We start from the raw sequence: 20874 nt of genomic DNA, 5'->3' as shown, positions 1-20874 counted from the left end.
GTTGTGGCTGTTCTTCGGGCACTAGGGTTTGACGCGTTTTCTTTACGCGAACCGGTATCCACTTCGCTCGAAAACGCTCTGAGCACACGTAGGCCGCGACAACAAAATCAGGCGCCGCTCGGCGGGCCTGATTTTTTGTTTGTGCGGGATGATCGCGAGCGCACTTTCTGCTATTCGGCCGTCAACGCGAGCAGCAAGCGACGGGAGAGAGACGCGTGGCGGAAAAATATCAACTCACGGTTTGGGGCCGGGCCAACTCGGTCAACGTGCAGAAAGTGCTGTGGTGCCTCAGCGAGCTCGAGCTGCCCTATCATCGCATCGATGCAGGCATGCAGTTCGGCAAGAACGACCAGCCCGAATATCTCGCGATGAACCCCAACGGCCGTGTGCCGACGCTGGTCGACGGCAGCTACACGCTGTGGGAATCCAATTCGATCATGCGCTACCTCTGCCTCGCCTATGGCGAGGGCTCACCGATCTATCCGGCCGCGCCGCGCCAGCGCGCGAGCGTCGATCGCTGGCTCGACTGGACGCTGTCGACGCTGCAGCCGGTCGACCGTCCGGTGTTCTGGGCGCTGGTGCGCACGCCGCCGGAAAAGCGCGACATGGCCGCGATCCAGAAGGACGCCGATGCCGAAGCTGTGGTGTGGCGGATCGCCGACGCGCATCTGGCGAGCCGGCGCTTCATCGACGGCGACGGGTTCACCATCGCCGACATCGCGATCGCCGCCTTTGCGCGGCGATGGTTCGGCGTCGAGGGCATCACCAAGCCGAGCCTGTCCAATCTCGAGCGCTGGTTCGCCGAGATTTCAACGCGCCCCGGCTTCGTGCAATTCCTGGCGCGGCCGATGTCGTGAGCTGATCTCAGCGGCCGCCGCCGATCGAAACGCCGCCGCCAATATCGATGGCGCCGCCGATCTTGATGCAGGTGTCGGAGCCTTCCATCTTGACGAAGCCCGCGCCGTACTCTGCGCACGCATTGGGCCGCGCGGCCCCCTTCAGCGGGAGCGACTTCGTGGAAGCCGGAGCCTTGCCGGATTTCGGTCGGCTCGGCTGCTCCGCCAGCGCGATTGCCGGCAGCAGCGCGAGGATGAGGATCAGCGTCTTTCGCATCCGGCCTTCTATCGCGCGAAAGCGGGAACTGCTAGCTCACGAACTTGACGCCCACGGTCCGGCCGCGGCGCCAGACCACCTCGCAGGGCCGTCCGGTGCGCGCGTCGCGCGAGAACGCCAGGCGCAATTTTCCCGGCAGCGTGTTGGGATCGTCGATCGTGACCTTGGCGCCGGTGGACGACATGTCCTGGACCACGCAGGGCCGCGCGGCGAATCCGCCCTCCAGCGTGATCCAGCCGGGCTGATGCATCGATTTGCGCGTCTCGCGCTTCTTGCTGCTGAACGCCATGGCCGACGCCTACGGCATCCGGCTTTACGAAGCGTTGCGAAACCATCGCGGTTTTCGGGTATCGGCCGCGCGCGGAGCCATCCGGGGATGGCTGCAAAAAGCGCCATCCTGCGGCTTGCCCCCCCATCCAATCACCACTATACGTTCGCTCCGTCGCCGCCACTAACCGTCGGCGGCCAATCCGGCATATCTCACGCCTAACGCGTTGATTTGCCGATTGTTTTTGCTCCCTTCGTCTATCGGTCAGGACGCCACCCTTTCACGGTGGAGAGAGCGGTTCGATTCCGCTAGGGAGCGCCAAAATGCATCACATTCAAATACTTAGCTCGCGCGCCCGGCCTGATCCGCGAAACGCCTGATAGCCACGCGTCGACGATCTCTCCGCCACGGTCTCCACATTCGATCCGAACCCGGCAATCGCCGGAAATGCCATGGGATCATGCAGCCGAACGCAAACCCAGCGTCGGTGCTTTGCGACTTTTGGTTGAGCCAAACTCGCACGCAACGGATGGAGCCATTGCTCCCCCTCCGCGACGATCCTCACACACTTCCGTCCCCAAGTTCAGCGCACCAAGGCTTCGCTGGCGAACTGCCATGCAGTCCTGGAGATCAATGAGCTTTACGTTTGCCGCGAGAGGGGACACGCCGATCGATCGAGGCGCGGACCTCGCGCGCGCGGCGCGTGGCTGCCAGCTCGGCATCCGCGACACGCTTGCGAAGGGCAAACAAGGCCGTCACCTCGCGCTGAAGATCGTACAGGTTGGTTGCGCTGAGGTAAAAATGTGCCTCGGACATCAGAGGCCCGCATGGTCGTCGCATTGGGTCCGCCTCCCCTGCGAAACGCTGCTAAGTTTTCCCACGAGGCAGGACCTTTGCAATAACCCATGTGATTCCAGATTTCCTGAAATCGCATGCTCTTGAGCGCACCCTACGTTATGCAGATCGTGCGGTGTGTGCACTTTTAAACAGAAGCAGTGCGGCAACGCGTTGGGCCTGCCGCGATGAAGGCACGCGCTCGATAGGGTTCTTGCTGCAGTTGCAGCCGCCTTCTGGAGCATGATCCGGCAAAGTGGAGACCGGTTTTCCGAAAAAGATCATGCTCAAACAAAGAGCTAAAGCGCTTTCGAGCGCTTCATCATCTCGGCGGGACCGCGGTCGCGCCCGATCCGCAAGTCTGCAGTCGCGAGATTGATGCGAAAAATCGTCGTGCCGTCTTCAACGACGTCCAGCGACCAGCTTTCGCCCGGTTGCAGCGCACCCTCGACGTCGCGCACCAGTCGCAGGGCTTCTGCCCAGGCAGTTTCAGCATCCGGCAGTTCCATACCCTCCCCGTCATGGAAGGGCCTGAGCCCGCCGATGTGAAACTGATAGATATGCATTTTGCGCCAACGCGAGGTAGCTCCCTCTCGTTCCGCAAAACCTTATTGCTGGTGCAGGTAAGTGTCGCTGAAGCCGCCGATCTCCACGAGTTTGGCGATGTCGCTCAGCTTCACCATGTTCTTCTGGATGTCGAGCACACCCTCCGCGCGAAAGGACTGGAGCACCCGGTTGACATGAACCGCGCTCAGTCCCAGCGCCTCCGCGAGTCTGGATTGGGTGATCGGAAATTCGAACTCGTCATCGGCGGCCAGCCCCATTGCGGTCAGCCGCTGACGAAGTTCGGCGATGAGATGGGCCATGCGTCCCGCGGCCGTTCTTGTGCCCAGGCTCACGATCCACTCTCTGAATACCGCCGCGTCGACCAGCGTTTCGCGCCAGAGCGCCTGCGCGATCGACGGCTGCGCTTCGATCAGTTGATGGATGGAGCGATGCTCGATGAAGCCGATACGCGCGCGCGACAGCGTCACCAGATCATGGTCCATTCGGTCAAGGAAAAGACCCTGCAGGTCCGGCATATCGCCTGCGGGATGGAACGACAGGATCTGTCGCTTGCCGTTCTCTGCCACCTTGGCGCGGTAGGCAAAGCCGCTCAGGATCACGCCGCAATGCGTCGCACGTTCGCCTTCGCGAACGACGACTGTTTCTTCAGGAAATTCCTTTACCTGAACACGCAGGGAGCGAAGCGCGGAAACGTCATCCTCGCTCAATTTGGAATTGACCCGCAGCCTGCGGATCATCATCTCGCCGGGCATTGTCCAAACCAAAGCCAGGTCCAATTGCAATAACGCGTGAGAGTTGTCGCCCTTTTGCCCCTCAGCGGTAAGATGAAAAGCCTACGCCTCCTCGCCGGGGTTAGCTAGTCATTGTTCCCATGGCCTCAAGACGCCCGGGCTGCACCGCCCTCCAGCCTGGCACTCCTCGAGGCCGTCGAGCGTCAGCTCCAGCCGACCATGACATTCCCTGCGAGGCCGCGCACTCTACCGGCTGTTTCCGAAGGCTGGCTGCCACGGGCGATCACCTAGTGATCGGTCGATTCCTCGTTGCGCACGCGCTGGTGCTCGACCGCGAGTGTTCGGTAATGCGCAGCCATCTCGCGGTAATGCGCCCGCGAGATCGGATCCTTCGCCTCCTCGGCGCGCCGCTCGAACATTTCCGCTCGCTTCCGAAGTTCCACAGCGTCGGCCATCGATCCTCCGCCATTCGCCTCATTGAACCTGACAAGGATATGGTCGCCCGCGGGGCCAATACCAGAGAGATCAGGATTACAGTGCGTTCACGATTAGCGCGGCTTGCTTGCCCGAGGCTGCGGCCTGCAGCCGCGACCTGCGCCCGGCACAGCTCGGCCCGAGCGGTTCGAAAGCCGCCGATCACCAGGTGATGCGGAAGCCGCCCGTGCCCCTGTAGCTGTGGTTCTCGCCAGCGTCTTCGAGGCTCGCGCGATAGGTGATCTCGCCGAACACGGCGTAGCGGCCGCTCGCCCAGCTATAGGTGCCGCCACCGCGGACACTGCCCCACAGCCGGTCGTTGCCATTGGCGAAGCCGGTGCCTGCGACATCGATCCTGGTGCCGTTGAGGAACTCGTAGTGCAAATTGCCGATCGCGTAGACGTCGGAGCGGACGATGCCCGAGCCGTCGCTCCAGACATTTTCATGATTGAGTGACAGCCCGACGCGGCCGAGCAGGCTGTCGGCACTACCGAGCGAGACGAGCGCGCCGAAGCGATCGGCGAAGGCATCGAAGTCGACCTTCGCATAGGAAAGCTGCGCCTGCGGCGTCAGCGAGAAGCCGTTGCCAACCGCGATCCGCTTGCCGCCTTCGACGCTGAACGTATAGCCGAAGCCTTCATTGCCATGCGTCATGTTGCCCGCAAGCGCCGATGACAGGTCGCTGTGATAGAACATGGTCTGCGCCTGGCCGTCGACATAGAAGCCGTCATAGCCATACCAGGTCGCGGTAGCACCCACGCCCGTTCCTTCGGCGCGGATGCGGCCGTTGCCGAAGAACGAATTGATATAGGCCGTCGTCAGGCCATATTGCGCGGTGAGACCTATGATCAACGGCCGCGGTCGTTGTCGAGCGCAATCCCGTCGAGGCCGGTCTGCGCTTTCATCTCGTCGGAGCTATAGGTCGAGCCTGTGGTGTTCGACGGCCGCAGCTCGGCCTGCCCGCCCTCGATGCGGCCCCAGAACGCCGATTGCGTCCACGAACCATCCGTCGCCTGTGCCTTGTTGATGCCGGCGCGCGCCATCGCCTCGCTGCCGCCCCAGTAGCGGTTGCCGACACGCTGCTGCAGGCTCGGCGCCTGGTTCATGCTGAGCAGCACCTGACCATAATTCTCGTAGAGGGGAACGCCGGGCTGGTAGAGCGGCCCGGCAGGCGCCGGCGTGCCGCCTGATGGCGCTGCCGGCGGATTGATGAGACTTGAACGCAGATACCAATCGCCATCCGTCGGCGTACTGACTCCGTTCTTCTGCAGCGTATAGGCATAGGCGCCGGCGACCATGGCCTGCTGGCCCTGCAGCACGTAATCGCCTTGCAGCGCAAAGATGCCATTCGAGGCGCCGGCGACGTCGATCACCTTGATGCCGTTGGCCGTCTGCGCGCCAGCGCCGCCGCGATTCAGCACGCGCACGGTCGTTGAGCCTGCCGTGTTGCCGGTGACCACAAGGCGATCCGTTGCCGAGGCATCGCCGCCCAGCACGGTTTCAAGCTCCAGAGCGCCACCGTTGCCGGTGTAGTTGCCGGCAACCGTCAAAGTGCCGATCGAATTGCCCGGAGCGATCACGCCGGCATTCGTTGTGGTGCCGACCGTACCGATGCCCTGTAGCCGTCCGGCGGACAAAACGCTGAGCGTGCCTCCGAGATTGCCGTTGACCGCAAGCGTTCCGGCTTCGACCGAGGTCGTACCGGTGAAAGCCGAATTGTCACCGCTCAGGTTGGTCAGGCCGCTGCCGATCTGCCGGATCAGACCACTGCCGGTGACCGTTCCCGCGAAATCCAATCGGTCGGCACGGTTGAAGGCGAACGTGCCGTTGTTGGTCACGTTGCCGATGATGCTGCCCGAAGTGCCGCCATTGCCGATCTGCAGCGTACCGCCGGTCACCGTGGTCGCGCCGCTGTAGGCGTTGGCACCTGACAGCGTCTGCGTGCCGCTCGTGAGCGTCAGCCCGCCGGTGCCGTTGATGCTGCCTGCGAACGTATCGTTCGCATTGGTGATGATCAGGTTCTTTGCGCCAAGGGTGACCATGCCGCTTCCTGCCAAGCTCTTGATGTGCGAGCCGGCGCCGGCGATGGCTGAAATATCGAACGTTGCGTTCGCAACCACCCGGCTCGAATTGGCGAGGGCATCATTGGCGGAGGCTGCAGGGCCTGCCAGCGCAAGCGTGCCCTGCTGGATCACCGTTTCGCCCGTATAGGTGCTGGCGGCGCCCAGTGTAAAGGTCCCGGCGCCGATCTTGGTCAATCCGCCGACACCGCTGAGTCCGAGCGCACGGACCGTGAAGCCGTTCGTATCGACTGTCAGTCCGCCCGCGGCAATATTGGTTTGGTTGCCCGCTGAGCCCAAAAAGGCGGAGCTAATGGCCAATGCTCGGACAGTGGCGTTGTCAAAGTTTATTTGCCGCGTTCCCGAGCCAAGGTTTATGCCCGTCGTCTCCAGGACGCCACCACTTCTGACATTGAGCGTGGCGGAACTCCCGGCGTTGTTCGCGAGTCTGATTCCGCCTTGCGCGACGACGGTCGCTCCGTTCTCAACGTTGAGCGTACCGTTGCCGGCGACGCCGACGACCAACTGGGAGCCTGATAGATTCCACCGCGATCCGGCTCCGGTCACCGTGACGATGCCGGTATTTCCCACGTTCTGGCCAATTTGAAAGGTCGCCCCAGTGCTGGAGAGCGTGCTGCCGTTCTGGATCGTCAGGTTACCCGATGCTCCTCCACCGCCTACGGCAACACCAACGTTCCCAGTCGTACTGGTCACCGCACCGGCCACACCCAGAATGGTCGGGTTCGGGGAAATCGAATTAATAGTGACTGCACCGCCAGCCGGCGCCGTTCCACCGGACCAGTTCGAGCCTACGGCCCAGTCGTTGCTCGTGGCACCGGTCCACGTTTGCGCCGGCGCTGATCGCGGCAACAGAGCCGATAGCGCGGCAACCGAGACACTCATCATCAGCAGCAGGCGATGGAATTCAGTTCGTTTGCGCGCGGAAGGTGGCCTAGTCCCACGCAGACTCGCTCTCTCCGTGCGATCCGATTGCGGTCGAACCAGCACAGCCCCAATGCATTCGCGCATCGTCCCTCAGCCCCTCAACGATCGCGCTTCACGAACGACAGGTTGTACTCCCACCTGTGCTCGCGGAATGCGAAATGTTATCAACTGTTACGATAGTTGAGTCACATTAAGCCGGTCAACGAACGTGCAGATTGTGCCAAGCGAAACAAGGAGCGGTGTGCTCTCGATGCAACGTGAGCGCGATCGAATTAACAGATCGGCAACCAACCGCCGCGTGCATCACACCGGGATTAGCGACTGGCGACGCGCGATCCGTCAGGCTGCTCTGCTGTCGCCGGCGGCTTGATGCAGCCGCGGCAGATCACGAGCTTGCTGGCGAGCTTGCGATCGGCATCTTCGTCAGAGACCTGCTCCTGCTCATCCGCCGATGGTTCGATCGCCCGAGCCACATTCGCTGAGTGCCTGGGCGCGCGCCGCGGCTGGTTCGGATCCTCTCCCGCTCCGTCCCAGGCGTACGTTCTCGCCCCGGTCGAAGCCGTATTCATCACGCCATACTGCGCGCAGGCGCCAAGCGCGAGCGGAAGAAGCAGGATGGCGACGCGGCTGGCGTGGTTCCGAACATGACGCATGACGATACTCTGACTCAACTGATGCTGCGAGCTAAGAACAGAATGGATAACAAATCGTTTTAGCTAGATGCTCATCGATCAGAGCAAAAAGATGGCCGCAGCGGCGATGGAAGGAAGAAGCGCAAGCCCGTGAGATACAACCTTAGCGCCGGGCCACTTACCGACGGCGCGCGATCTTCGCAGTCGATACAACGAACTCGGTGAGCACACCGTCCCGGCTCAGTGGCATCAAGCGCGCCTCGACATCGCGCAGCATTGGCTCGACCTTCTCGCCCAAGGCGGCCGGCGAGGAAGACGAGAAGGTCAGCATGCGTTGCGCCAGGTCAGCCACGCTGGTTTGCTTCACGCTCTCGACCCGGATCACCTCGGCGGCCTGGAATGTGGTGTCTTGCAGCAGCAAGGAAAGCTCGCGACGCGCACGCTGACCCGAGCGCGACTGGGACCATAGTTTCTGGTCCGACCAGTCGCGCCGCGCTTGGGCGTATTCGTCAAGCCAGGCATTGCGCCCGTCTGTCGCGGAGGAGGACGCGCATATGGCGATGGCGCCACCCGGCGCCACCAGCCGTTCGAACAGCGCGCCCAAGGTGCTTTCGTCCAACCAGTGCAGCGCCCGTCCGATGGTAACGAGATCGAAGCGCCCGATGCTTTCCGGCAAGTCCTCCGCCCTGCCTTCGACGAACGTCACGTCTCGTCCGGCCTGCTTGGCCGTCTGTCGCGCGGCCGCCAGCATGTTCGGCTCGGGATCGACGGCGACAATGCGTCCGACATAGTCCGCAAAACCGAGCGCGAGCAGGCCCGGCCCGGTGCCGATATCGATCAGCGCATGCTGTTTGGTGAGCGCCAGGCGCTGGGCGACCTCACGGAAGAAAGCGACAGGATAAGGCGGCCGGAACTGCTCGTAGAGGTCAACCGTCGTTGCAAAACGTCCCATCTGCAGACCCAACTCATTTGACTGTGTGCAGCAAAAGTAGCCCGCTGCACCGGCGCGTCACCTTAAATTTGGATCACATTTTCACGCGCGCGTCGTCGTTGCCGAAGCGTTCCGGCGTGGCTGCCTACCGCGGTCTTTGAGCAATGGGCCAATCAGCCGCAATTCCAGACCGGCCCGATCGGCGTCCGCGTCCAGCAAGGGCCGAAGCTGCCGCCATTGTAGCGACCGCCGTAGAAGCCAGGCCGGCCGAAATAGTGCCAGTCGCCATCCCACCCGTAATAGCTTGGGACTGGATCGATGTACCAATGGCGCCGGTCGCGGCGCGCCATGCGCGATGCCAAAGCTTTCTGCTTGAAAAGGGGAAGGCTGTTGTTCGGTGGCTGCTGATAGCCCGGAAGGAAACCATAGCCGTGCCAGCGTGGCGGCGCTCGTTTGTGGACCGGCGCAGCCGGCGCTACGACCGGCAGCAATGACAGGACGATGGCAATCAGCAAACACATCAGGCGCGACATAAGCACAGCATAAACGTCCGTCTGCTCAGAAGCGACTCAAATCCGAGTGCATGGTTTCAGCGCAGTTGCTCCCGATATTCTCTCATCGATTCGGCAAGCGGAGGTAAGGCTAAGCCCCAGGCGCCGGCGCAACGATCCCAAAAAGGCGAGCCAGCCAAAGCAGCTCTGCGTGGTAAGCACCCACGAGTGTGTAGCCATACCAGATCAGAAACAGACCGATCAGACGAAGCATGATCGGCGCCACCTGCCGACCTTCTCTGACTTCGGGCAACAGAGCAAAGTTCGTGTTCAGAAATCGCTGCAATCGCTTCGGCCACAGCAACGCCCAACAGCCCAGTGCGGTCACTCCCACACACACGAAAAGCTGAACAAACAGCACTATGATGCCGCGCGGCATGAGCGAGAACCCTGTTGCTCACGGGTAAGCGTACGGACGTCCGGCGACGACACCGACTGCGACAGGTGCGCGAACAGTGTCCCGGAGACCACAACCAAGACCCCTGGTCATCCATACGTGATCAGTCCCGCGAAGCCCTCGTCCATGTGGTCCTGGTGATGGCAGTGGAAGAAAGTCGGGCCCGGGTCGTCGGCTACGAAGTCGACTTCGGCCGTCGAAAAGCGAGGCAGGCTGATCGTGTCCTTGATCACACCGGACGTCGGCTTGTCGCCGACCTTCGTGATCTCGAAGGAGTGCCGGTGGAGGTGCACCGGGTGCTCGTCGCCGCTGTTGTTGTTCAGAAGGAGGCGATACCGCTTGCCTTGCTCGACGGCGAACAAGGGATTTGTGTCGGGCCAGGACTTGCCGTTGATGGTCCACCGGTTATACCCACCGCGTCCGCCCGGGATTTTCTCGAATTTGAGGCTGATGGTTTCGTCGGGAGCTACGGCGGCCGCGCCGGCCCGACCGAAGACGGTGTAATCCCATTTGGAGTTCACAGGCGCTGACCAGGTCGGCCCGCCGCGTCGATTGGCATATTCGACAACCACGCCCATGCCCATGTTGCGGTCTTCGTCATCCGTCGAGCCGAAGACCCAGACGCCGGGATTGCTCATCTCCACGATCACGTCGGCACGCTCGGCTACGTCCAGCTTCAACACATCGACCGTTGCGGGCGTCGGAACGGGGTTGCCATCGAGCGCGAGGACCTTGAAACGATGCCCCGACAGCGCGAGCGAGATACCCATGTTGCCGCTCGCGTTGAGCACGCGAAACAGCACGCGCTCGCCTTCGTGCACCCGGATCGGCTCGCCGTGGCCGAGCATGCGATCGCCCAGGGTGGCCGCGTGATACATGACTTCGAGGCCGTTGTCCGGTGGCGGTCCCTTCTTGATATCCTGCATGCTGACCCAGTGGCCTTCCCAATGATGGGCGGCAAGCAACACCTCGCGATCGTAGCTGCCGGGATCGCCAGCAGCAGGCTCGACGATCAGAAAGCCGAACTCGCCCGAATAAGTGCTCTTGGCGAGATCGGTCATCGCCATCGCGTGGCTGTGGTACCAGCGCGTCCCGAAAGGCTTCGGAACGTACGAGTATGTCAGCGACTTTCCTGGCTCGATGATCGGCGATCCTTCTTCGACCGCGCCGTCCTGAAGCGCAGGAATCATCAAGCCGTGCGAGTGGACCAGGTTGGGGTACCCTGAATCGTTGGTGACGTCGATCCGTACCGGCCGCCCTTCCTTCAGGCGCAGCACCGGGCCAGGGACGGTCCCATTGTAGGCCGTGGTCTTGATCACCTTCCCCGGCGCGATTTCCACCGAAGTTGGAGCGATCCGGATCTTATAATCGGCCGCCTCATCCGGCGGCGTCTGAGCGCGCGCAAGCGGCATGGTTCGGGCCGCCACAAGCGAGAATGCGCCGGCTTGCGCGCCGCGAAGCAGCGCCCTGCGACTGAGGAGCGACCGCGTCCGGCTTTCTTCGTGTCGACCGAGCTTTGCCATTGCGCACTCCCGCTAGAGCGTTTTCGAGCGAAGTGGACACCGGTTCGCGTGAAGAAAACGCGTGAAGAATCTAGAGCTTCGGTTCTGATTCTATCAGAACCGAAAATTGCTCGAGAGATATGCACGTTGAACTAACACCAGTCGCGTGTACGGAGACAGCCAGGCACGGAAACAAATGAAATTGATGCTCAGGACATTCAATTCAGGAAGGTTCGCGCTCTCGCCACGAGTTGCGCAATAGGTCGCTCACTGCCGACCCCTACAACACTATTCAAAACAGAAGAAAGGTCCCGATCAGGATGCCTGCAGCAAAGGACCAAAGTCCCAAGGTGCAGGCTGAAACAACACGGACGAGGTTGCGAAGCTGCTCCTCGTGCTCCTCTTCTGCTGTCTTAGGGAAATGAGCCGTCATTGGCGCTGCTTTTGCCCATGCTTTGCTCGGCGTTCATGGGATTTATGGTCCAAATCATGGTGAAGGCAGGGCAATTTTCCCGCGGGCGATGCCGATATTGTGATCATGCTTAAGGCCCGGGGCCGCAGCGGGAGCGCCATCCTACACCGAGCAGCGCCTTAGGACGTATGCCTATGTTTAGTAGGTCGAGAAGGTCTGCTTGGGGTCATGATAGCCGTGCAATAGATCGTCCGGCACATTGCCGAACGCGCGCAGCACGGTCGTCGTCGATTCCGGATAGCCGACGCGGACGAACGCGACGGCTCCGGCATGGCCCAGGATCTGCCAAAAGCCCTTCGCGCGCTCGATGGCCGCCGCAGGGCTCGCGCACTTGAAGGGTTCGCCGGCGACGAGACCATCATCGGTTAGGTCGAATGGCATGGCGACAAAGTGAGTGATCTCGCCCATGGCCGTCTCCCCGATTATTTTCGCTGCCCGTCTGATGGGGCTATTCGTGTATTGAAAGCAAGTTCGGGTGGTCCCGGCTTGCGCCAAATCAATATAGCTTCGGCAATCCATCATTTATGCATTTGGGCTGCGCGGACCAGAGGTCGGCTTTGTCCCCTGATTCCTGCCGAAGGCGACGGCAGAGCCGGCTTTCCCTGTCGCGCGGTGTATGCGAGCCTGCGCCGAAGAAACCACCAACGGGTGCATCCGCCATGCCCGATCCAGACCTGCCCGTCGACGGCGCCCGCGTTCTCGCCGATCTCAATGTGCTCCGCGCCATCGGCGCGTACAAGACTGGCGTACACAAGCCGACGTTTTCCGAACCGCATATGCGCTCGATCGAGTGGCTTGCCGCCAGGCTTCCCGAAGCCGGCCTCGCCCCCACAATCGACGGCATCGGCAACGTTCTCGGCACCAGCGCAAAACTGGGCCCGAAACTCCTGGCCGGCTCGCATCTCGAAAGCCAGAATTTCGCGGGCTGGCTCGATGGACCGCTCGGCGTCGTCTATGCGCTCGAAGCCGCCCGCGTCATCAATCCCTATGCAAACCTCAAAGGCGCCGTTGAGGTCGCCGCGTGGTGCGACGAGGAAGGACATTTCGGCCACTTCCTCGGCAGCCGGTCCTACGTTGGCACCGTGACGGACGCGGAGATCGACGCCGCGCGCGACCGCAGCAGCGGCCGTCCCATGCGTGAGGCGCTAGAGAGCGCCGGGCTTGCCGGCCGCCCGCGCGTCACTGCCGAACGCGGGCGGCACATCGGATATCTCGAGGCCCATATCGAGCAAGGCAGGACGCTCGAGGACGGCGGCCTCAAGATCGGCATCGTCACCTCCATCGTCGGCATCTGGCAATATCGCATCACGTTCACCGGCGAGCAGAACCATGCCGGCACCACGCGGATGGCGATCCGCCGCGATGCCGGGCTTGCGCTCGCCAAATTCTGCGTCGCGATCGACGACAGCTTCCCTGCCCTGTGCGGCCCGCGCACGGTGTGGACCACCGGCCGCATCACGCTCGACCCCGGCGCGCCCAGCATCATTCCCGGCCGCGCGGAAATGCTGTTCCAGATGCGCGACGACGACCCCACCGTGATCGAACGCCTGGAGGCGCATTTGCGCCGCATGGCCGCCGAGGTCACGGCGGAAGGCCGCTGCAGCGTCGAGGTCGCGCGCATCCGCACCGGCGCGCCGGCGATGATGGATGCCGCGTCCCAGGACGCGATCGAAGCTGCAAGCGCGCGTCTTGCCGACGGCAAGTCGATCCGGATGCCAAGCGGTGCCGGCCATGACGCCCAGGTCCTCGCCACCATCATGCCATCCGGCATGCTGTTCGTACCCTCGATCGGCGGCATCAGCCATCACTGGAGCGAGAACACCGACGACGCCGACATCGTCACCGGCGCGAAAGTGTTCGTCGAGACATGCCGGCGCCTGCTCGTGCGGTGAGCGCGCGCCGCGGATCTCACTCTCCGTCATCGCGAGCGAAGCGACTTGTCCGCCGTAGCTCAACGAGCGAAGGCGGAAGCAATCCACGTCTCCACAAGCGGCGTTATGGATTGCTTCGCTCCGCTCGCAATGACGATGTGGTTGGTTTGGGTGCGACAAATCAACCCGACGGGCAAATCAGCCAAAAGACTGTCCAGCCCTCGCGTCAAAAACATTCCGCTTCCGTCGTCGGGCAAATCAGTGATTTAACTCCGCGCGTCTCACCCGAATGAGGGGCGGCTCGCGATCGTCACGAACGTTGCGGTGAGATGCGGTGGACGCGATGGGTGTGACGGACGAGCACACACATCACGGACGGCGAAGTCGTGTGGTCCTGGCGCCCCGACGCTGGCGCTAAGCTCGCGAGCAGCAAGAGCTGCCGCGGGTGACGGTGGCAAAAGAGCCCGGTCACCGGGGAGAGCACGAAGTAAGCCGTAAACCATCGCGCAGGGAAAGGCGGAATGCTTCGGTTGAACCTGTGGTCCTACCCCCGTGCTTTTTGTTGCACGGGACCCACGGGTGCAACCAGCACCCGGCTTTCCCTGCGCCCTCTGATTTCGAGGAGGGTGAAACGAACGCAAACCTCGGACGCAAAGCGCCGCGAGAATGCGGACTCGCATCCTCTCCTCAACTCCACCGTCATGCCCCGCGAAGGCGGGGCATCCAGTATCCGGCGGCCTCTCGGCTCAAGCACTGCCGGCTCTGGAATACTGGATCGTCCGCCTTCGCGGACGATGACAGCGGAGAGCTATTCGCGGGGACGACACCGGTGCGAGGCGTGAGGAAATCGTAGGATGGGTAGAGCGCAGCGAAACCCATCATTGGCACAGCTTGCTCCATCGCGATGGGTTTCGCTGCGCTCTACCCATCCTACGGGCTCCGGGGTGCCCCCTCCGCGAGAACGACACCCAACCAATGCCATCGTGCAATGCGACAAAAAGCCGTGAATGTGGCGCACCGAACCTTTCGCAAAGCGGTTACGTTGTCTTGCCAAGCGCTGGCTTTGTGGCCATTTTCCTGAACAGTACCCGGTTTGATTGCCTGTAGATGCTGTTGCTCGAGTCTCTCCCAACCGTGATCGGCGCCGCCGCCATTGCGCCGGCGCTTTTGATGCTCTGGCTGGTCATCGCTGCCGATGAACGCCCGGGCCCGCCGGCGCAGGTCTGGCTCGCTTTCGTGCTCGGCGCGGCCAGCATTTCGCTGCTTGGGCTGGTGCGGGCCCCGTTCAACGCATTGCTGGCGATACCGGAAAACCCCTGGATGACGCTGGTGCTGCGTTCGCTGTTCGGCGTCGCTTTGCCCGAGGAGATCGTGAAGATCGCGGTGATCATCGCCGTGTCGTCCCGGCGCCGCGCCTCGGCCGACCCGATGGACCCGGTGGTTTACGGCGCCGCCGTAGGGCTCGGTTTCGCCGCATATGAGAACCTCGCCTACCTGGTTCAGCACGCCGAGATGTGGCGTGCGCTGGCCGTGCTGCGCAGCGTGCTGACGGTGCCATTTCACGGCGCCCTCGGCATCATTGCCGGGGCCTATGTCGCGATCGCACGCTCCGGCACCGCGCTCGGCGCACACCGCCAGAACCGCGCCTGGGCCCGGTTTTCGAGCTGGGCAATGGTGCTGGTCGCCCCGGTCCTGCTGCATGCCGCGTTCGACTTCCCGCTCCTGACCCTGCAGCGGGGCGGCGATCTCGGCTCCACACTGCGGATGATCCTGGGCTCGGCCAGCGTCCTGATCGGATTCAGCTCGATCGGCTTCGCCATCCGCCTGGTCTACCGGGTCGGCCGCCATCACGCCCCGCGCACCGCGCTGGCGCGTGAACGGCTGAGCCAGTTGCGGCGGATGTGGGCCGTGCTCGTCCTCGGCAGCGGCGCCGGCTTCCTGGGGCTGGCCTTCGTGCTGACGTCGATCCGTCGCTGGCTGGTGAATCCCGAGCACAATCCGGCGGCGATCCTGGTCCCGGTCGCGGCGATCTCCATTGTGATCGGCATAGCGCTCTTGATCGCGACCACCGCGATCTACATTTTCGGGCGGAATCGAATTCGCACGACATCGGAAGGCTTTTCGGCGCCGGGGCCGGGCTAATCTGATATAAGCAAGACTGAATATGCTCTAGGATTGAGGGTGCAATTACGCATCTGCCGGGAGCGCTGCGATGACCCTTCCAGACAACCTCGACAAGCTGCGGTCCGAAATGAACGCCTCAGTGAAGGCGCATTGGAAGGCCTTGCTGTTCGAAGGCATTCTGCTCGCGGTTCTTGGTCTCGCCGCGCTGATCCTGCCGGCCTTCGCAAGCCTCGCCGTGACCATCTTCCTCGGCTGGCTATTCCTGATCTCAGGCATCGGCGGATTGATCCTCACCTACTGGGCACGCGAGATGCCTGGCTTCTGGTGGTCGCTGATCTCGGCGGCGCTTGCCGTGCTCGCCGGCCTCATCCTGCTGGCGCGGCCGATGCAGGCCGTGCTGACGCTGACCATCGTGGTCGGAGCCTATTTCCTCGCAGAGGGCGTCACCAGCATTATGTATGCGCTGGAGCACCGGCGCGAATTGACCGGGCGCTGGTCGTGGCTCCTGATCGCAGGACTGATGGACATCCTGATCGCCTTCATCATCGTCGCCGGCCTGCCCGGCTCGGCGGAATGGGCGCTCGGGCTCCTGGTCGGCCTCAACCTGTTGTTCGGCGGGGCTACCCTGATCGGCGTGGCCCTCGCCGCCCACAGCACCGACCCGTGATTTATAGGGGTGACAAGGTAGGATCCATCCGCTATAGAGCCACCCATGATCAACGCCGCCACCAGCTATTTTTGGTACTTTAGCTACGACAGCTCGCTGGCGGCGGGAGGATCGCGCTCAATTTAGTGAAATTGCAGCAAGACGTCCGAACAGCCGCCAGACCTGGCGGCTTTTTTGTTGGCCGGCAGGTTCGAAAATCAAAGGAGCCCGCCGTGTTGAGTACCACTGACGATCTTCGAATTAGAGAACTGAAAGAGCTGAGTACCCCTGAAGAGGTGATGCGCGAGGTCCCGCGCACCTTGACGGCGACGCGGGTGGTGATGGCGGCGCGCAACGCCATCCACGCCATCCTGAACGGCAAGGACGACCGTCTCCTGGTCGTCGTCGGCCCCTGCTCCGTCCACGATCCCGAAGCGGCCATCGATTACGCCGAACGCCTCGCGACCTTGCGCGAGACACTCTCTGACCGGCTCGAGATCGTGATGCGGGTCTATTTCGAGAAGCCGCGCACCATCGTCGGGTGGAAGGGGCTGATCAACGATCCCAACCTCGACGGCAGTTTCGACATCAACAAGGGCCTGCGGCTTGCCCGCAACGTGCTCTCCGCCGTCAATAATCTTGGCCTGCCCGCCGGAAGCGAATTCCTGGATATGACGACGCCGCAATATATCGCTGATCTCGTGAGCTGGGCCGCGATCGGCGCGCGCACCACCGAGAGCCAGATCCACCGCGAGCTTGCTTCCGGACTCTCCTGCCCCGTCGGCTTCAAGAACGGCACCGACGGCAATGTGCGCATCGCCTCCGACGCCGTGAAGTCCGCCTCCCACCCGCACCATTTCATGGCGGTCACGAAGGGCGGGCGCTCGGCGATCGCGGCGACCAGCGGCAACGAGGACTGCCACATCATCCTGCGCGGCGGCCGCGCGCCGAATTATGATGCGACAAGCGTCGATGCCGCAGCAAGCGAGTTGGCGCGCTCAGGCGTCAACCAGCGCATGATGATCGACGCCAGCCACGCCAACAGCAACAAGAAGTCGGAGAACCAGCCGCTGGTCGTCGCCGACATCGCCAGCCAGATTTCCGGCGGCGAGATGCGCATCATCGGCGTAATGATCGAGAGCAACCTCGTCGCCGGGCGGCAGGATGTGGTGCCGGGAGTTGCGCTCACCTACGGGCAGAGCATCACCGATGGCTGCATCGATTGGGAGACGACGGCCTCCTCGCTCAACGTGCTCGCCGATGCGGTCGAGGCACGCCGCAAGGCGCAACGCCGCGATGTCCGGGAACGGTTGGCCTAGACGCTTGTGGTTACGGGCCGCTGGGCGTCGCAGCGCCCGGCGGCTCGCCTTAGCAACCCCTGCAGATGCTCTTGATCTTGCGATCGAGGGCAGCGTCTTCCTTGTTCACCGGATTGTTCGGATCGCTGATATTGCCTTCGGTCGGCACGTCGCCGCGGCGCGGCTGACGGTGACCGATCGGCGCTTCCGGAATCGGCCTGGCGTCGGGACTGCTTTTCGGCACTGTCGTGGTTCCACCCTGCGCAAAGGCAGGCGCACTGATCAGGGTCACAAGTGCCATCGACAAGATTGTTTTCCGCATCCTGATTCTCCTGCCTCTCAGCCCACTCTATCGCGCCCATCCGGGCGCGTCGACATTCGTGCATCTGCGATCACACCTTAGGTGGATAGAGATGCACGTCACCGCAATAATCGACGACACGGTAGCGTGTTTCATTAACTCCTTCACGTTGTCGGGGATTGTCCTGCGTCAAATAGCCCGGCCCGATCGGCGCCTTGCCGTGGCCGCCAGGGATGTCGAGCACGTAATCCGGCTGGCACAGGCCGGAGACGCGGCCTCGCAACGATCGCATCAGTTCCTGCCCCGCTTCGATCGTCGTGCGCAGATGCGCGGTGCCCGGCGCGAGATCGCCGTGGTGCAGGTAATAGGGCTTGATCCGGCATTCCACGAAGGCCCGCATCAAAGCCTCCAATGTGGCGACATCATCGTTGACGCCCTTGAGCAGCACGGTCTGGCTCACCAGGGGAATGCCGGCATCCGCCAGCCGCGCGCAGGCGTGACGCGCCTCGGGCGTCAATTCGCGCGGATGATTGGCGTGGATCGCGATCCAGCTCGTCGCGCCCTCCACACGCAGCGCGCGGGCCATCTCTGGATTGACGCGGGCCGGATCAGCCATCGGTACGCGCGTGTGCAGGCGGATGATCTTGACGTGATCGATGGCAGCGAGATCGGCCATGATCTCGGCGAGCCGCCGCGGCGACAGCATCAGTGGATCGCCGCCGGTCAGGATCACCTCCCAGATCTCCGGGCGCGAGCGAATGTAGGAGAGCGCGTTGCGATAGGCATCTTCCGACAGCCCGGTCGCCTTGCCCGGCCCGACCATCTCGCGGCGGAAGCAGAACCGGCAATACACCGCGCAGACATGCACGAGCTTGAACAACACCCGGTCCGGATAGCGGTGCACGATACCTGGAACAGGCGAATGCGTATCGTCGCCGATCGGATCGGCGTTCTCGCCGGGTTGGGTGACGAGTTCGTCCGCGGCGGGGATGAACTGCCGCGCGATCGGATCGTTCGGATCGTCCGGGTCGATCAGCGCCACAATGTCAGGCGTCACGCCGATCGCATAGCGCGCAGCGACCTGCTCGAGATCGGCAAGCGCCGCCTGCCGCGCAAGGCCGCGCTCGATCAGTTCGGAGGGCTGGCGCAACGTTGCGGTCAGCTTTCGGTCGATCCGGTTCATGTCTCACCTGCCGGCGGCGTCCACACCACCTGGTCGATCCGCAGCGCGCCGCTTGCCAGCATCACCAACCGGTCGAAGCCGAGCGCCACGCCGCTCGCCTCGGGCATTTCGCCGACGGCGGCGAGAAAATCCTCATCCAGCGGATAACGCTCGCCATAGCGGCGCTCTTTCTCGTCCATGGCAGCGGCGAAGCGACGGCGCTGCTCGGCGGCGTCGGTCAATTCGCCAAATCCGTTGGCGAGCTCGACGCCGCAGGCATAGACCTCGAAGCGCTCGGCGGCGCGCGGATCGGACGGTTTCGCGCGCGCAAGCGCCGCTTCCGGAACCGGATATTCGAACAGCACTGTCAGGCGCTCCTGCCCGAGATGCGGCTCGACATGCTCGACCAGAACCTTGCTGAAAATATCCGACCAGGTGTCATCATCGGCGATCCGTATCCGTTCCCGGGCCGCGTCCGCAAGCGCCACACGGTTGCCCTCACCGTCAGCGATAGTGGCCAGGAGATCGATCCCGGCAAAGCGCTGAAAGGCCGATGCGACCGTCAGCAATTCAGGCTCGGCAAAGGGATCAGCGGTCTTACCGCGGAACGAGAACCGCCCAATGCCTGTCGCCTGTGCGGCGTGGGCGATAACAACGACCGTGTCGGCCATGACCGCGTCGTAGGCCGCATTGGCGCGGTACCATTCCAGCATCGTGAACTCGGGCAGATGCAGGTCGCCGCGCTCGCGATTCCGGAATACCCGCGCGAACTCGAAGATCTTTGTCTCACCCGCGGCAAGCAGCTTCTTGCAGGCAAATTCGGGCGACGTGCGCAAGTAGCGCGGCACGCGGCTTCCATCGGCCGCCATCAACTCCGTGCGGGGCGCGTGCAAATGGGTCTCGTTGCCGGGCGAAATCTGCAGAACGCCCGTCTCGACTTCCGAAAATCCTTGCTCCTCGAACCAGGCGCGGACCGCCTTGGTCACAACGCTGCGCGCGGCGAGAAACGGCCTTCTGTCGGCATGTCGGGCCGGATTCCACCAGGGCGAAGGGCGGTCGACGCCACTCATGGCTGCGCTCCCGTGAGGGCACGCTTCACACGATGCGCTGGACGATCCATCAACAAGTTGAGAAAATCGGTAAAGATCATTGAAATCGCTTGATTTCCTCCGCGATCGGCAAGCCCTTGTGCCTCACGGCGAATGCCTTGTCCACATGGCGACGACTGGAGCCACGCTCCAGCCCCACAGTCGCCTGGTTGACAGCGCGCACGCGGTGCCACACCTGTCAGCAACCTGCCGAAACCGGCCGCAAAAGGCTGGCATCTCGGGGGCAAATCAGTATGTTGCAGCCCGAAACTGCCGCCAGGCCGCCGAGCGCATCAGTCGAGCCGAGCCGGCGGCCGAACCATTCAGGAAAACCACTTTGAGAGTCATCGCCAGTTCCATCCGCAAGGGCAACATCATCGAGCAGGATGGCAAGCTTTACGTTGTCCTTTCCGCCGAAAACATCCACCCCGGCAAGGGAACCCCGGTCAGCCAGATCGAAATGCGGCGCATCGGCGACGGTGTGAAGGTTTCGGAACGCTACAAGACCACCGACCAGGTCGAAAAGGCAACGGTTGAGGATCGCAACTTCAACTATCTCTATGAGGACGCCGACGGCTTCCATTTCATGAATGGCGAGACCTACGACCAGGTCCAGGTGTCGAAGGACATCGTCGGGTCGTCCGCGCCGTACCTGCAGGAAAACATGACCGTGAAGCTCTCGATGCATGAGGGCAATCCGGTCGCGATCCAGTTGCCGCAGCGCGCCACGCTGGAGGTCGTCGAGACCGAGCCGGTGACGAAGGGCCAGACCGCCTCCTCCTCCTACAAGCCCGCCGTGCTGTCGAACGGCATTCGCACCGCCGTGCCGCCGCACATCTCCACCGGCACGCGCATCGTGGTGATGACCGAAGACGGCTCCTACGTCGAACGCGCCAAGGATTAGCCG

General features: G+C 62.9%; 23 protein-coding genes and 1 tRNA gene. 7 read left to right on the top strand and 17 right to left on the bottom strand.

Features of this window, described 5'->3' with window-relative positions; all coding sequences use genetic code 11:
* Positions 1–215: 215 nt before the first annotated feature.
* Positions 216–857: a glutathione S-transferase gene (locus K288_RS0103075; protein WP_027578260.1), complete on the top strand. Its 642-nt coding sequence runs from the start codon at positions 216–218 to the stop codon at positions 855–857.
* A 7-nt stretch (positions 858–864) separates the two neighbouring features.
* Here K288_RS0103075 and K288_RS0103070 read toward each other — a convergent pair whose 3' ends face one another.
* Both K288_RS0103070 and K288_RS0103065 read right to left on the bottom strand, forming a co-directional pair.
* On the bottom strand, positions 865–1113 hold the full coding sequence (locus K288_RS0103070; RefSeq protein ID WP_027578259.1) for a hypothetical protein: 249 nt from the start codon (positions 1111–1113) through the stop codon (positions 865–867).
* Between the two features lie 31 nt (positions 1114–1144).
* On the bottom strand, positions 1145–1402 hold the full coding sequence (locus tag K288_RS0103065; RefSeq protein ID WP_027578258.1) for a PilZ domain-containing protein: 258 nt from the start codon (positions 1400–1402) through the stop codon (positions 1145–1147).
* A gap of 225 nt (positions 1403–1627) precedes the next feature.
* Between K288_RS0103065 and K288_RS0103060 the strand changes: the two genes are divergently transcribed.
* Positions 1628–1702: transfer RNA gene (locus K288_RS0103060), tRNA-Glu, on the top strand.
* Positions 1703–2011: 309 nt separating this feature from the next.
* Here the strand turns inward: K288_RS0103060 and K288_RS0103055 are convergent.
* From K288_RS0103055 to K288_RS44460, 12 genes are all read right to left on the bottom strand, one after another.
* Entirely contained in the window at positions 2012–2197 is a 186-nt protein-coding gene (locus tag K288_RS0103055) for a hypothetical protein (protein ID WP_027578257.1), read from the bottom strand.
* A gap of 317 nt (positions 2198–2514) precedes the next feature.
* Positions 2515–2724, bottom strand: a complete 210-nt coding sequence (locus K288_RS54015; protein WP_201449639.1) for a tRNA 5-methylaminomethyl-2-thiouridine synthase — start codon at positions 2722–2724, stop codon at positions 2515–2517.
* Positions 2725–2823: 99 nt separating this feature from the next.
* Positions 2824–3519 (bottom strand): Crp/Fnr family transcriptional regulator, encoded by a 696-nt coding sequence (locus K288_RS0103045; RefSeq protein ID WP_256378811.1) that lies wholly within the window; start codon positions 3517–3519, stop codon positions 2824–2826.
* Positions 3520–3800: 281 nt separating this feature from the next.
* A complete protein-coding gene (locus tag K288_RS53460) occupies positions 3801–3968 on the bottom strand; it encodes a hypothetical protein (protein ID WP_160168915.1) in 168 nt (55 codons plus the stop codon).
* 181 nt (positions 3969–4149) lie between these two features.
* Positions 4150–4839, bottom strand: coding sequence for an autotransporter outer membrane beta-barrel domain-containing protein (locus tag K288_RS55490; protein WP_051334320.1), 690 nt, complete (start codon positions 4837–4839; stop codon positions 4150–4152).
* Positions 4836–6761: an autotransporter outer membrane beta-barrel domain-containing protein gene (locus K288_RS44465; RefSeq protein ID WP_160168914.1), complete on the bottom strand. Its 1926-nt coding sequence runs from the start codon at positions 6759–6761 to the stop codon at positions 4836–4838. The genes K288_RS55490 and K288_RS44465 overlap by 4 nt, the downstream gene beginning before the upstream one ends.
* A 545-nt stretch (positions 6762–7306) precedes the next feature.
* Positions 7307–7645 carry a hypothetical protein gene (locus K288_RS0103030; protein ID WP_027578255.1) on the bottom strand — a complete coding sequence of 113 codons (339 nt, stop codon included), beginning with the start codon at positions 7643–7645 and terminating at the stop codon, positions 7307–7309.
* 157 nt (positions 7646–7802) lie between these two features.
* Positions 7803–8576, bottom strand: a complete 774-nt coding sequence (locus K288_RS0103025; RefSeq protein ID WP_027578254.1) for a class I SAM-dependent methyltransferase — start codon at positions 8574–8576, stop codon at positions 7803–7805.
* 152 nt (positions 8577–8728) lie between these two features.
* Positions 8729–9088, bottom strand: coding sequence for a hypothetical protein (locus K288_RS0103020; RefSeq protein ID WP_027578253.1), 360 nt, complete (start codon positions 9086–9088; stop codon positions 8729–8731).
* Between the two features lie 109 nt (positions 9089–9197).
* Entirely contained in the window at positions 9198–9485 is a 288-nt protein-coding gene (locus K288_RS0103015; RefSeq protein ID WP_027578252.1) for a hypothetical protein, read from the bottom strand.
* A gap of 107 nt (positions 9486–9592) precedes the next feature.
* Positions 9593–11026, bottom strand: a complete 1434-nt coding sequence (locus tag K288_RS0103010) for a multicopper oxidase domain-containing protein (protein ID WP_027578251.1) — start codon at positions 11024–11026, stop codon at positions 9593–9595.
* A gap of 589 nt (positions 11027–11615) precedes the next feature.
* Positions 11616–11885 (bottom strand): hypothetical protein, encoded by a 270-nt coding sequence (locus tag K288_RS44460; RefSeq protein WP_051334317.1) that lies wholly within the window; start codon positions 11883–11885, stop codon positions 11616–11618.
* Between the two features lie 251 nt (positions 11886–12136).
* Between K288_RS44460 and K288_RS0103000 the strand changes: the two genes are divergently transcribed.
* The 4 genes from K288_RS0103000 to K288_RS0102980 all read left to right on the top strand — a co-directional run bounded on the left by K288_RS0103000 (position 12137) and on the right by K288_RS0102980 (position 17437).
* On the top strand, positions 12137–13369 hold the full coding sequence (locus tag K288_RS0103000; RefSeq protein ID WP_027578250.1) for a Zn-dependent hydrolase: 1233 nt from the start codon (positions 12137–12139) through the stop codon (positions 13367–13369).
* A 1086-nt stretch (positions 13370–14455) separates the two neighbouring features.
* Positions 14456–15490, top strand: coding sequence for a PrsW family glutamic-type intramembrane protease (locus K288_RS0102990; RefSeq protein WP_027578249.1), 1035 nt, complete (start codon positions 14456–14458; stop codon positions 15488–15490).
* A gap of 70 nt (positions 15491–15560) precedes the next feature.
* Complete coding sequence (locus tag K288_RS0102985) at positions 15561–16139, top strand: DUF308 domain-containing protein (protein ID WP_027578248.1); 579 nt, start codon at positions 15561–15563, stop codon at positions 16137–16139.
* A gap of 212 nt (positions 16140–16351) precedes the next feature.
* The gene (locus K288_RS0102980; RefSeq protein WP_027578247.1) at positions 16352–17437 is read left to right on the top strand and encodes a 3-deoxy-7-phosphoheptulonate synthase; all 1086 of its coding nucleotides are present in this window, start codon (positions 16352–16354) and stop codon (positions 17435–17437) included.
* 49 nt (positions 17438–17486) lie between these two features.
* On the opposite strand, the gene K288_RS0102975 is transcribed toward K288_RS0102980, so the two are convergent.
* From K288_RS0102975 to epmA, 3 genes are all read right to left on the bottom strand, one after another.
* Positions 17487–17738: a hypothetical protein gene (locus tag K288_RS0102975; protein ID WP_027578246.1), complete on the bottom strand. Its 252-nt coding sequence runs from the start codon at positions 17736–17738 to the stop codon at positions 17487–17489.
* A 70-nt stretch (positions 17739–17808) separates the two neighbouring features.
* Complete coding sequence (locus K288_RS0102970) at positions 17809–18900, bottom strand: lysine-2,3-aminomutase-like protein (protein ID WP_027578245.1); 1092 nt, start codon at positions 18898–18900, stop codon at positions 17809–17811.
* A complete protein-coding gene (gene epmA, locus K288_RS0102965) occupies positions 18897–19949 on the bottom strand; it encodes an EF-P lysine aminoacylase EpmA (RefSeq protein ID WP_027578244.1) in 1053 nt (350 codons plus the stop codon). Before epmA ends, K288_RS0102970 begins: the two co-directional genes overlap by 4 nt.
* Positions 19950–20304: 355 nt before the next feature.
* Between epmA and efp the strand changes: the two genes are divergently transcribed.
* Complete coding sequence (efp, locus tag K288_RS0102960) at positions 20305–20871, top strand: elongation factor P (protein ID WP_027578243.1); 567 nt, start codon at positions 20305–20307, stop codon at positions 20869–20871.
* The last annotated feature ends 3 nt before the right edge of the window (positions 20872–20874 follow it).

The sequence above is a fragment of the Bradyrhizobium sp. Ai1a-2 genome, from assembly GCF_000426245.1.
In the GTDB taxonomy this organism is placed as follows: domain Bacteria; phylum Pseudomonadota; class Alphaproteobacteria; order Rhizobiales; family Xanthobacteraceae; genus Bradyrhizobium.
Note: the sequence above shows the minus strand (reverse complement) of the source record. Positions and strands in the feature narration are given on the sequence as shown.